Source organism: Mesorhizobium sp. M1365 (assembly GCF_040317865.1).
Lineage (GTDB): Bacteria > Pseudomonadota > Alphaproteobacteria > Rhizobiales > Rhizobiaceae > Mesorhizobium.
In genome coordinates, this window is record NZ_JAMYLG010000004.1 from 152,496 (window position 1) to 165,010 (window position 12,515).

At 61.5% G+C, this 12,515-nt stretch carries 8 protein-coding genes and 1 pseudogene; 6 read left to right on the forward strand and 3 right to left on the reverse strand.

Features of this window, described 5'->3' with window-relative positions:
• Positions 1–49: 49 nt before the first annotated feature.
• The 4 genes from asnB to nadE are packed head-to-tail and all read left to right on the forward strand — an operon-like array spanning position 50 to position 4,859.
• Positions 50–1,987: an asparagine synthase (glutamine-hydrolyzing) gene (gene asnB, locus NKH04_RS06865; protein WP_353044118.1), complete on the forward strand. Its 1,938-nt coding sequence runs from the start codon at positions 50–52 to the stop codon at positions 1,985–1,987.
• Positions 1,988–2,006: 19 nt separating this feature from the next.
• Complete coding sequence (locus NKH04_RS06870; RefSeq protein ID WP_352470706.1) at positions 2,007–2,270, forward strand: acyl carrier protein; 264 nt, start codon at positions 2,007–2,009, stop codon at positions 2,268–2,270.
• A 22-nt stretch (positions 2,271–2,292) separates the two neighbouring features.
• The gene (locus NKH04_RS06875; protein WP_353044119.1) at positions 2,293–3,855 is read left to right on the forward strand and encodes a class I adenylate-forming enzyme family protein; all 1,563 of its coding nucleotides are present in this window, start codon (positions 2,293–2,295) and stop codon (positions 3,853–3,855) included.
• Positions 3,852–4,859: an NAD(+) synthase gene (nadE, locus tag NKH04_RS06880; RefSeq protein WP_353044120.1), complete on the forward strand. Its 1,008-nt coding sequence runs from the start codon at positions 3,852–3,854 to the stop codon at positions 4,857–4,859. Before NKH04_RS06875 ends, nadE begins: the two co-directional genes overlap by 4 nt.
• A 280-nt stretch (positions 4,860–5,139) precedes the next feature.
• Here the strand turns inward: nadE and NKH04_RS06885 are convergent.
• The 3 genes and pseudogenes from NKH04_RS06885 to NKH04_RS06895 form a co-directional block, all read right to left on the reverse strand.
• A pseudogene (locus NKH04_RS06885) lies at positions 5,140–7,604 on the reverse strand (adenylate/guanylate cyclase domain-containing protein).
• Between the two features lie 81 nt (positions 7,605–7,685).
• Positions 7,686–8,780, reverse strand: a complete 1,095-nt coding sequence (locus tag NKH04_RS06890; protein WP_353044121.1) for a branched-chain amino acid ABC transporter substrate-binding protein — start codon at positions 8,778–8,780, stop codon at positions 7,686–7,688.
• Positions 8,781–9,158: 378 nt separating this feature from the next.
• Complete coding sequence (locus tag NKH04_RS06895) at positions 9,159–10,274, reverse strand: hypothetical protein (RefSeq protein WP_352470632.1); 1,116 nt, start codon at positions 10,272–10,274, stop codon at positions 9,159–9,161.
• Between the two features lie 509 nt (positions 10,275–10,783).
• On the opposite strand from NKH04_RS06895, the gene NKH04_RS06900 reads away from it, so the two are divergent.
• The gene (locus NKH04_RS06900) at positions 10,784–11,911 is read left to right on the forward strand and encodes a transporter substrate-binding protein (RefSeq protein ID WP_353044122.1); all 1,128 of its coding nucleotides are present in this window, start codon (positions 10,784–10,786) and stop codon (positions 11,909–11,911) included.
• On the forward strand, positions 11,908–12,510 hold the full coding sequence (locus NKH04_RS06905; protein ID WP_352455770.1) for an ANTAR domain-containing response regulator: 603 nt from the start codon (positions 11,908–11,910) through the stop codon (positions 12,508–12,510). Before NKH04_RS06900 ends, NKH04_RS06905 begins: the two co-directional genes overlap by 4 nt.
• Positions 12,511–12,515: the final 5 nt, after the last annotated feature.

The following is a 12,515-nucleotide window of genomic DNA, read 5'->3' on the forward strand; positions in this document are numbered from 1 at the left end:
CTTATGACCGCTATGTTTCGTGGCTTGCTGTTCAGTATGAGCTGTGTGGATGTGCGGATTCGGGGGCTATTTCGGTTCAGTCCGGGATGCGGAAGCTTTGCTTGCGCGCATGACGTCTGCGATCGCCCATCGCGGGCCGGATGAACAAGGGAAATTCGTAGCGCCCGAGGCTGGACTTGGGCATGCGCGGCTGTCGGTGATTGGAATTGGTGATGGCCAGCAGCCGATGTCCGACGAAACCGGCAATTTGACGATTGCGTTCAACGGCGAGATATTCAACTACGTGGAATTGCGCGAAGGGCTGCTGGCCAAGGGCCGACGCTTCCGCACGTCGAGCGATACCGAAGTTCTCCTGCAGCTGTATGAAGAGATGGGCGAAGACTGCCTGTCGCTCCTGAACGGTGATTTCGCCTTCGCGATTTGGGATAACCGGCGGCGGCGGATGGTGCTTGCAAGAGACCGCATGGGTGTTCGGCCGCTGTTCTACACCAGCAAGGACGGGGTGCTCTACTTTGCGTCGGAGATAAAGGCCCTGCTGACGGTACCCGGCGTCTCGGCCGAAATCGATCCGATTGCACTCGACCAGATCTTTACGCTGTGGGCGCCGATCGCTCCACGCACGGCTTTCCGCAACATCCACGAGCTGGAGCCGGCAAGCGTGATGATCGCGACACAGGGGCAAGTCACGGTCAAACCATATTGGCACCTAGACTACCCGTATCCGGATAGGCAATCGAAGATCACCAATGAGGACGACGCGGCCGAGGAACTGCAGGCCCTGTTGACCGACGCGGTGAGGCTTCGCATGCGCGCCGACGTGCCGGTCGGTTCTTACCTTTCGGGCGGGCTCGATTCATCCCTCGTTTCGGCACTCGCGGCCGGCATGACTCCTCTTAAGCTGCAGACATTTTCCGTGACGTTCGACAGCGCCGAGCATGACGAAAGCGCCTTCCAGACCGAAATGGCGTCAGCACTTGGCACGCGCCATCGAACCATTGCGTGTCGTGCCGGCGATATCGCCGGTGTGTTTCCCGAAGTCATCCGCTTTACCGAGCGGCCGATCATCCGCACGGCCCCAGCCCCCCTCTATCAACTGTCCGGCCTCGTTCGCCAGGCCGGTTTGAAAGTAGTGCTGACAGGCGAAGGCGCCGACGAGGTCTTTGCCGGCTATGATGTCTTCAAGGAAGCGCGGGTTCGCCGTTTCTGCGCGCGACAGCCGGCATCGCGCATAAGGCCACAACTGTTCCGCAAGCTTTATCCCTATCTGCCGGGCCTGCAACAGCAGTCCGTGGAGTACCTGGCTGCGTTCTTCGGAACCGGCAGCGCTGCGCTGGACGATCCGCTGTTCTCGCATCGGCCGCGTTTCAAGACCACATCAGCGGCGAAGATGTTCTTTTCCGGTGACCTGCGCGCGACATTGAAGGGGTATGACGCAGCCGAGGACCTGGCCAGCCGGTTGCCTGGGGCGTTTTCCCGGTGGCATCCGCTGCATCAGGCGCAATATCTAGAAACCCGCTTCCTCCTGCCGGGCTACATTCTCTCCAGCCAGGGCGATCGCATGGCCATGGCGCACGGTATCGAAGGGCGGTTCCCCTTCCTTGACCATCGCTTGGTGGAGTTTGCGGCAAGACTTCCGCCGGAGATGAAGCTGAAGGGACTGGTGGAAAAACACATATTGCGCAAAGTTGCCAGACACCTGCTTCCGGCGGCCATCCGCGAGCGCACCAAACAGCCTTACCGGGCTCCGGAAGCCCGCTCCTTCGTGGGAGCCGGAGAATTGGACTACGTACGCGACTCGCTGAGCGAGGCGAGTATCGCATCCGGAGGACTATTCAACGCCAAGGCGGTGGCGAACCTGCACGAGAAATGCCGCTTGCAGCCAGCGTCCGGATTCCGCGACAATGCGGCTTTCGTCGGCATTTTGTCGGCGCAACTGTGGCAGAAGATTTTCACCGGCGAAAAGGTCGGTGAAGCACGAGCGGCCTGAAAAATCGAGGGAATGAAAAATCATGGTAGCAATCAAGGACAAGGTCAAAACCTTTATCGTCGACAACTTCCTGTTCGGCGACACGTCCTACGAGCTTGCAGACACCGCATCACTGATCGAGAACGGCATCATCGACTCGACGGCCGTGTTGGAGCTAGTGGCATTCATAGAGGATGATTTTGGCATAGCGATGGTCGATGCCGACATCGTACCGGCCAATCTGGATTCGATTGACCGTATCTCAGCCTTCGTTAAGGCAAAAGCAGAAGCGCTGGCAGCATAGGCGCCATCGGTGAGGAGCGTCCGTGCGGATCGAACATTTTCTGACGGCGAAGGCCGCTGCCCATCCAGCCAAAACGGTATTGATCACCGAGCACAAAAGGCTGTGCTACAAAGAGCTGGACGATCTCTCGAGCCGCTTGGCCGCCGCCCTTTTTTTGAATGGCGTCAGGCGCGACGACCGGGTGCTGATCTTCATGGACAATTGCTGGGAGGCTGCGGTTTCGATTTTCGCAGTTCTTAAAGCAGGCGCGACTTTCAGTCCGATCAACGCATCCACCAAGGCCGAAAAGCTAGCCTACATCATCGCCGATTGCGATGCCGCCGCGATCCTCACGCAAGCAAGACTGATGCCCGTGGTCGCCGAGGCGTCCGGATCCTGCGGCGAGACGTCCTCCGGCAAGACCGGCATCTTCGTGGCTTCCACCGTTGCTGCCGATAGCCAATGCCCGGCAGGGGCCACATCCCTGGCGGAGTGCTTGACGGTCCAAGTCAGGGAGATTGACCATCGCGGCGTTGACGTCGATCTTGCGATGTTGATCTACACCTCGGGCTCGACCGGCCGGCCCAAGGGTGTGATGATGACGCACCGCAATTGCGACGCGGCGGCCGACTCCATCACCAACTACCTGCGCAACTCGCCCGACGACATCATCTTGAATGTTCTGCCCCTCGCTTTCGACTACGGCCTCTATCAATTGCTGATGGCCGTCAGGCTCGGCGCCACGCTCGTGCTCGAGAAGTCCTTCGCTTTTCCCCAGGCGGTCTTTGAACGCATCCGCCAGGAAGGCGTCACCGGGCTTCCGCTCGTGCCCACGATGGCAGCGATGATCCTGCAGATGAGGGACCTGGCGCCGGGCTTCCTGCCCAGCCTTCGCTATATTTCCAACACGGCGGCTGCCTTGCCGCCGCCTCACATAGAACGCCTTCGGTTCCTTTTCCCCGGTGTCAGGCTCTATTCGATGTATGGCCTGACGGAATGCAAGCGCTGCACCTATCTGCCGCCCGAGGAGCTCGAGCGCCGGCCGGGCTCGGTCGGAATAGCCATTCCGAACACCGAAGCCTTTGTCGTCGACGACGAGGGGCAACGGGTGCCGCCGGGCGTAGCGGGTGAGCTGGTCATTCGCGGGCCGCACGTCATGCAGGGTTATTGGCGAAACGAAGCTGCGACGGCACGAGCCCTGCGCCGGGGTCCGAACCCTTGGGAGAAGGTTCTCTACACCGGCGATCTGTTCAGGGCCGATGAGGAAGGCTTTCTTTATTTCGTCGGCCGCAAGGACGACATCATAAAGTCGCGGGGAGAGAAGGTGGCGCCCAAGGAAGTGGAAGCCGTGCTTCACGCTCATCCGGGCATCGCGGAAGCGGTGGTTGTCGGTGTGCCGGATCCCGTGCTCGGGCATGCGATCGGCGCAGTTATAGTACGGTCCGACCCGGCGCTTACCGAAAAGGATATCATACGTCACTGTGCACGCCACCTTGAGGACTTCATGGTCCCCAAGGTCGTCGAGTTCCGCCGCGAGCTGCCGAAGACCGATACCGGCAAGGTCAGCCGTCGGCTTGCGGCAGAAACCATGGAGGCCGCGCAATGAATGTTCGCCCGACCGAGGATGCGCGGACCTTTCTGGCGCAGGCTTTGGCAATCGACCTGATCACCGAAACGGACCGTATCGTAACGGCCTTGCGCCAGCAGTTGCGCGGGCTTCGCAAGCGGGGCCTTGTGCTCGGTCTTTCGGGCGGGATCGATTCGAGCGTGTCGGTCGCGTTGGCGGCACGAGCCGTCGGCCCCAAGAATGTGCTTTGCCTGTTCATGCCGGAAAGCGATTCCGATCCTGAAAGTCTGCGGCTCGGCCGCCTCGTCGCCGAAACTTTCGGTGTCGAGTCTGTGACGGAGGATATCGGGCCGATCCTGCGCGCAATGGGCTGCTACAGGCGTCGCGACGCCTTCATCCGCGAATTGGTCCCGGAATACGGCGAAGGCTGGGCTTCGAAGATCGTGATCGCGAACGCCCTTGAGGGCGGGGGCTACAATATCTCGTCCCTGGTGGTGCAAGACCCGGAGGGCAAGCAGACGAAACTGAGAATGCCGCTGCCTGTCTATCTCGGCGTCGTCGCCGCTACCAATATGAAGCAGCGCACCCGCAAGCAGATTGAATACTATCATGCGGATCGCCTGAACTTCGCCGTTCTTGGAACCCCGAACCGGCTGGAATACGATCAGGGTTTCTTCGTGAAGAACGGTGACGGCGCCGCGGACGTCAAGCCGATTGCCCACCTCTATAAAACACAGGTCTATGCGCTTGCGGCCCATCTCGGTATTCCGGAAGAAATCCGCAACCGGCCTCCGACCACCGATACCTACTCGCTGGCGCAGACCCAGGAGGAGTTCTACTTCTCGCTTCCCTATGACCGTATGGATCTTTGCCTTTACGGTCTCAACAACGGCGTGGCGGCTGAGGTGGTGGGGCAGGCGGCGGGGTTGGCCGCCTCACAAGTGGAACACGTCTGGGCCGATATCATCGCCAAACGCAAGGCGACGCGTTATCTGCACATGCGTCCGCAACTCGTCGAGGAAGTCGAAGAACTCGGTACCTGACCTGCTTCGAGACCGGCCACGTCCCAGGCCGCCGTCATGGCCGAGATGGGCGGGAAGTTGCCGTTCGTCTCATCTGCGAGAACGAGCACGTTGCGCCATATCCGGACCCATGCCAGTGATGCCGTGAATGTTAAGTCTCGGCTCCGATGCGGACGTTCCGCCCGAGTTCGAAGACTGACCGCGACCGTTCTGCGGCCTTCGCATCGACAGCGCCAATGAGCGGCGTCCCACATCCCACTCCTTGTGTCCATTGGGAGGGGTCGTTGTGGACCAAGCCCTACTACCCAGGCTTGTGACGAAGCCGATCCAGCGCGTCTCGAAGTGCATTGGCGGCATCGCCACGCTCGTCAGGGGACATCAGCTCAGGTTCAAGTTCCAACCTGAAGTGCGGCAGCTCGGTTCGAACAGCACGACGAGCGGCCGCCAAATTGGCCTTCAGATCGATGACGCGGTAGGTGGCGACGGGATAGGCGATCCCCTTGACCTGGACTTGCCCCAGTTCTTCACAGTCGATTGCGTCCTTCACTTGCGCAAACGTCTCGTAGGAAATGAGGATTGTCCCCGGCGGCGCCTCCTGCTCCAGGCGCGAGGCGAGATTCACGGCGCCGCCGATTATCGTGTAGTCCATCCGGTCCTCGCTGCCGAAGTTACCGACGGTGCAGTAGTCGGTATGGATGCCGATGCGACAGCGCAGCGGTGTTTCGATCCCCATGTCCCGCCAGACTTCGGCAAGCTCGCTAATCCGCTTTTGCATTGCAAGTGCCATCTGCGCGCAAGCCAGCGCGTCCTCCTTGACGCCGCGAGTCTCGGGATCGCCGAAAAACATCAGGATCGCGTCGCCGACATATTTGTCGATCGTAGCGCCGTGATCCGAAGCAATTTTCGACATTTCCGTCAGATAGTGATTGAGGAGTTGGGTGAGATCCTCGGATTCCATTTTGTCAGTGGTCTCGGTAAAGCCCGCGATATCGGAGAAGCATATTGTCAGTTTCTTCCGCTGGCTGGCGATCCTGACCTCCTGGCGGCCGGTGAATATCGAGCGATACACTTGGGGCGCCAGATACTTCGCCAGCTTGCTGGAAAGCGCCTCCAGAACCACGGATTTCTCAGCGAGGTTCTCCTCCCTTTGCTTCAGCTCAGTGATGTCCGAATAGACGGCGACCGTGCCGCCGGCGCTGATCCGCCGCTCGCTGATCATGACCCATCGCCCGTCGCCTCGCCGCTGCACCCAAGGTTCGCCAGGGTTGCGGTGCCGCGAGAGGCGCTCGGCGACCCACTCCTCGACCCGCCCCTCGGCGTCCCTGATGTAGCCGCGCTCAGCGGATCGGCGAATGATTTGCTCGAATGTCGTGCCGGGCGTCAGTTCGGTCTCAAGACCGGTGTAGAGCAATTCGCGGTAGCGGCTGTTGCTGAGGACGAGCCGGTCCTCCCCGTCGTACAGAGCGAATCCTTCGGAGATGCTTTCGATGGCATCGATGAGCCGCTGACGAGCTTCCGCAACGTCGCGCAGGTTCTTTTCCTCGACCTCGACGGCAGTATCCCGGAAAAGTCTCAGCGCTTCGGCCATGCGCCCGATTTCGTCGCTGCCCGCGGCTGGCAGCGGCGCACGAAGGTTGCCCCCCGCAATCGCGAGCATGCCCTGGCTCACGACCCAGTCGGGCGAGGAGGCTGCGGTCGACATAGAGCCAGACAACCAGAACCGAACTCAGGAGGCTGAGGAAGGCGGAGCCGAGCACAACCGCGGTGCCGTAGCGCTGGACGAGCGCGGCTTCGCGACCGGACGCAGCGATCTCCTGGTCTGCCGTGGCGACCAGGCGATCGACGCCAGCGGTGAGATTGCGCGACAGTCGATTGTTCTCGGCCAGAAGCCTTTCGCCCTGTGCCAGGACAGCAAACTCGTCCTCCCGCGCCTTGGGGATGCTGTCCTCGCCGTCGGTCAAGCCCTTGAACTCGTCGACACGCTGCCGAAAGCGGGTCCGCAGCTTTTCGTCGATCTCCGTGGAAACCTTTTCAAGAGCAGTGAGCGAACGGCGTAGCGGAAAAAGGATCAACGCCAGGTCGCCCGGCGTCCGCGTTCGCGACCTTCACCAGAGCGTCGTTGACTGCCGAGATCTCCAGCTGCGCCTTCTGCTGGGGGATGTAGGCCGCAATCGCCTGGACCAGGTCGGCCATCGCCGCTGCGCGTCGATCGGGCGACAGCGACGTGTCGGCCGCGACCGCCCGCCATTGCGGCAGCCTGGAATCCATCACTAGGATGCCGGTGGCGACAAGGCGCTGGCTTCCGGTTGTCGTCGCGGCGAGGCGGTTCAGGAGCTCCTCCTTGCGGGCCACCACGTCGAGCCGGGCGACAACAAGAGAGTCGAGCTCCTTCAGGTTGCGCCTCAGAACAATCGCGGCTTCCTCAATCTCGGCCAAAGGCACTGTGCCCAACGTGGCATCCCGGAGGTCCGTGCGCAGGGCCTCGAGGCGGGACATCTCGAGCGCGACGGCAGCCGAGACCTCGCTGTGCTGAGCCCTGCTTGTCGCTGCCAGCACCGATGGCGCGGCAGCAGCGACCCGTTCGGCCTGGCGCGACAGCTGGAGGGAGGCGAGCGCCGACGGCACTCGATCCGTGGTAATTCGGTCCACGACGTCGCCAACCTGGAGGAAGGCATAAAGCGCCGCAGCCGTTGCCAGCACCGCAAGGGCGCTGATCCCGAAAAAGGCGAGCAACAGCCGGCCGCGTATGCCGAGGCGTTCAAGCATCTCGGCGAGTCGGAACAGTCCGGCCACACTGGTCTGCATCAGACTAGACATCTCAGCCGGCACGCCGGCGATCAGCGAACCCTATTCAACCGGCACGTACTCTCCGCCGCGCCAGACGTACCAAACCCAGCTCTGCTTGGTGAGGTCGCCCTTGTCGTCGAAATCGACCCGGCCGATCACGGTGTCGAATTCCTGTTCGTGCAGTGCCGCAATGACGGCCTTCGGCTCCAGCGAACCTGCCTTCGAGACCGCCTGGGCCCAAACCTGGACCGCGCAGTAGCTCAACAGCGTGTAGCCCGCGGGTTCGAAATTCTCCGCACGGAACTGCTCAACGACCGCGGCCGCTTCGGGGCTTCGCCTCGCGTCCGCCGGGAACGTGAAGAGGGTCCCCTCCGCCGCGGGGCCGGCGATCAGGGCAAATTCCTCGGTCGCCAAAGCATCTCCGGATATGAGCTGAACCGTGTAGCCACTGTCGTGTGCAGCGCGAGCAATCGGCGCAACCTCGGCATGATACCCACCCACATATAAGGCGGAGACGCCGGCGGTCTGCAACGTAGCGACCTCGGCCGAATAGTCGTCCTTCCCGGGAATGTATGCGTCGTAAACGGCCTCAGTCACGCCCCGCTTGTGCAGCTGCTTCCTGGTCTCGTCGGCGAGACCCTTCCCATAGGTCGAGTTGTCGTGGAGGATCGCAATCTTCTTGTTGCCCCAGCGATCGGCAAGGTAGTTGCCAGCGATGAAACCTTGCGCGTCGTCGCGGCCAATGGTGCGAAAGACATTGGCACGGCCCTGTTCGGTCAGCTGCGGATTGGTCGAGCCTGGGGATATCTCAACGACGCCCGCCTCCTCGTACACTTTTGATGCGGGGATCGAGGCCCCGGAGCAATAATGCCCGACGACGAGCACGACCCCGTCAGCCACCAGCTTTTTGGCGGCCGCCACAGCTTGCTCGGGATCGCAGAAGTCGTCGACCGAGATGAGCCTCACCTTCTGGCCGAGCACGCCGCCCGCCGTGTTGACGTCGGCCACTGCCATCTCCGCGCCGCGCTGTCCCTGCTCGCCGATCCAGGCGAGCCGTCCCGTCATCGCAGCCGAGACACCGATCAGCACCTCCGCCCGTGCGGAGCTGAACACGGCCGCGAGAACCAAGATCAGTATGGCGATGATGCGGTGCATGTGTGCACCCCCTTAACTGTAGCTTACGCCAATCCCGTCAAAGCCGACAGCCCCTTCGGCAAGCGCGACTGTCTCGGGCTGCTATTGCAGCGCACACCCAATTTGGCGAAGCAAGCATACACTGGAATGGCGTGTCATAACTTCGTTCGCTGAGGTCGGAATCGCGCGCCAAATCCGGACGTTACCACTGACCGGAGTGAGCGTCGTGATTGGGTCACGGAGCGTCATGCGACGCTCCCAACTGGATGACGGCAAAGGGTCGAACTCGGTCGTTCAGAGTGATTGGGTTTTGACCCAAGCATTCTGCAGCCAAGTGGAAACGCGCCTAAAATAAATAGTTAGAGCGGGATGCCCGCTTCAACTTGAACGCATCCCGCTCTAGCTGAAGCGGCTCCCGATAAGCCGGCTCCACTGCTCGCCCGCAAGGCCGTTCAGGAAGACTTGCGAGTTCTTCATCGCGTCCAAAAGCTCTGGATCGCGTGAATGTACCACCGTTGAGGCAACGGTCAGGAAAGCAATGCGTCGTCCAAGCATCGCCTCCAGAAGTGCAGGTTGAATACGTCCGCGCAGGCCGCTGACGCCGCGCGCGGCGGCGTGATCGATCAGGCAGTCAATCACCGGGCCCGCCTGGCCGGGGAGGGCGAAGATCTGCAGCACGCGACCAATTTCATACTTCCGTGCGTAGTAGGCGAAAGCGCCGACGTTGGTGCCGACTGGCGACGTCACACAAACGTAGACAAGCTCCCCCAGATCCGGCTTTTGTGCCGCATCTGTCAGGATGTGGTCGAGTTGATCTTCCGTCCAGTCAGGCCGCAGGGCGAATTGAGCGGTAAACGGTTCGATGAGCCTGGCAAATGCATGGCTGTCGATTTCGGATGTACGAAATGCTCCGTGGCCTGCCCCGTCCACCGCCACACCCGACCAACGTCGTTCGCTGGACGTCATCCTTCTGCAGTAAAATCGGTCGACTGCACGCGCCAGCGGATTGAGCATTCGCGCAAGCGCCATGCGATTGGCGGAAAGGCTGAGCATGAAGGCCGCGGGGCGCATCACACGGACCCAGTCAAGGCTGTATTGCGGCAGGACCACGCCGCGCAGCCGGGTCCACAATTTCACGGAAATATCGTTGGCCGTCTCGCTGAAGGAGATGTCCTGCGGACCATCCAGGTAAGCTTTCAGCAAGCGGGCGCCGGCCAGCGGATCGTGCTCATGGTCCTCGACCATGAGCGAGCTACAGATGGCCGCGCGTAGTTGCCGGCCGTTGAACGTCATCGGCAGGACGTGGACGCCGACAAATCCGGAGACGCGACCGGCGTCGTTGACATGGACAAGCGACCGGAGGTTGTCTGCGCAACCGGGCGCATCCAGATAAAACCGTTGCATGTATTCCACGAGAGAGGCCGGCGCTTCGGTCCTCTCCTTCAACAGCACGCGCTGAAACATGTTCGCAACTGCCGGGAGGTCGGCGCCTTGCAAGGCGCGAATGACGCTCAAGCCCGGCTCCCGCCACCAAAGTCCCATCCACCGAGCTTCCGGGCCAAGGCGACGCGAGGCACGAGAACATCGGGCGCGCGTTCCAACTCGACGCCCATGAAGCCGTGCAACCTCGGCCAGTTGGCATCGCCCCGGTGACCGAACGGAGTGCTGAATTGCTGCGGCAAGGTGGAACCCTTTGCTTGACCGACGAAAACCGGCGTCATTGCTGCTAGCAGATTCAGGTAAACCGATATTAAAGTCGTTGCTTTGAATGGTAGCGAACCGGGTTTTGTCCGGCCCCATACCTGGACATCAGCAATTTTGGTTCCTGGCGGACTCTACACGACCAGCGGCATGAGTTGCGTGCTGCGCGCCGAACCAAAGTTTCGCGTGGCGGCTCTTGACTGGGAGCGCGGGCGTAATACGGTGAGGACAAATACCGGCTCCGACCGCCGGGCGGCAAGAATGCCTCGTATGCCTCGCCCTGCGGCGGTGGCTGCGGGGCATTGTCATTTTTGAGGCATTGCTTGAAACGGCATATCGAGATCGGCATTCTCTATTCGCGGTCCGGCAACTACCGGCTGGTGTCCGAATCCTGCCGTGCGGGTGCGATGAACGCCATCGCCGACGTCAACGCCGATCTCGCTACCCCATTCGAATTCATCCCGATCGAGCGCGACCCGCAGGGCAACATCGATCGCTATGCAAGCGGCTGCGCGGACATTCTCGCCAACAGCGGCGCGCGTCACATCATTGGCTGCGTCACCTCGTGGAGCCGCAAGGAGGTCATTCCAATCCTGGAAAGGGCAGGCGGCACGCTGTGGTACGTCTGCCCGTACGAGGGCTTCGAAGCCAACGAGCATGTCGTCTACACACACGCCTGCCCCAATCAGCATCTCGTACCGCTGCTTGCCTATGTCGTGCCTCGTTTCGGCGCCGACGGCTTCCTGCTCGGTTCCAACTACATCTGGGGCTGGGAGACCAACCGCGTGGCGCGCGACCTGATTGCGGACGCTGGCGGCAAGGTGCTGGGCGAACGCTATCTGCCGCTCGGCGAGGTCGATGTTGCGCGGCTGATCGCGGAGATACAGGCGACGAGACCTGATTTCATTCTGAACAATCTCATCGGCCCTTCTTCTTATGCCTTCATCGCTGCCTATGCGGAGCTTGGCCGGCGCGACCCGCATTTCAGGCCGGAGCGTTGCCCGATCCTGTCCTGCAATCTCACGGAATGCGAATTGCCGGCGCTCAACGGGGCAGGCGATGGCCACCTTTCCGTTGGGCCCTATTTTCACGACATCTCGGGGGCGGATCGCGGTGCGGTTCCAGTGCCTCCCGTCATGCCGGCCTCATCCTTCGAGGCGGCGGCTTATGCCTCGGTGCGCATGCTCGCCGAGATCCTCACCCTTAACCCCGGTGCACAATGGACGGACCTTCCCAAGGTCTTTTCCGAAACATCATTTCGAACGCCACTGGGCGACATCGCCATCGACCCGCAAACCCAGCATGCTACCTTGCCGGTGCTAATCGGACGTATCGATGGAACATCGTTCAAAACGGTCACGCTGACGAAGGGCGTGGCACCGGATCCCTACCTTTCCCGCTATGACCGGACGGAGACGTTCGGGCGGCCACGCCTGCGGGTGGTGTCGTGAGCAAGATGGCGCGTATCCCGAATCTTGGAGGAGCCAGGGCTTTTGTCCTGCATCGTCCACATCCGACCGTGCAGGCGATCACAAGGCAATTGTCGGCCATCGGCCTTGAGGCGATTGGCTTCTGGCCGGAACTGCCGGCCGAAGCCTTGGCGGCGGACTTCGTCTTCTTCGACGTCGATCTCGGCTTTGACGAGCAATTTCCGTGGAAGCCGGGCGAGGCGCCGATGCCGCTGATAGCACTGATCGGCTCCGAGGCGCCGGGGCGCGTCGAATGGGCATTGTCGCACAAGGCCGATGCGCAGTTGCTGAAACCGGTCGGCAATGCCGGCGTTTACAGCGCACTTTTGATCGCAAGGCAGAGTTTCGAGGCGCGCAAGCTTCTGGCCAGCGAGATTGCCTCGCTTCGTCAGCGGGTCGCGGAGCGCCAGACCATCGTACGCGCGGTAGAGGTCTTGTCGAAGGGCGCCGAGGACGGCCGTGCCTATGCGCAGCTCCGCTCGCTGGCGATGAGCTGGCAAATCAGTGTCGAGGAAGCCGCGCGCAGGATCGTGGCGATGACACAAGAAGAAGGCGACGATGACCAATCCGATCGCGCCTGAGCTTT

What these genes read in the sequence shown, in the direction of transcription:
- asnB (WP_353044118.1), top strand. Translation starts at nt 50, where the DNA reads ATGTGCGGATTCGGGGGCTATTTCGGTTCAGTCCGGGATGCGGAAGCT.
- nadE (WP_353044120.1), top strand. Translation starts at nt 3,852, where the DNA reads ATGAATGTTCGCCCGACCGAGGATGCGCGGACCTTTCTGGCGCAGGCT.
- NKH04_RS06890 (WP_353044121.1), bottom strand. Translation starts at nt 8,780, where the DNA reads ATGCACCGCATCATCGCCATACTGATCTTGGTTCTCGCGGCCGTGTTC.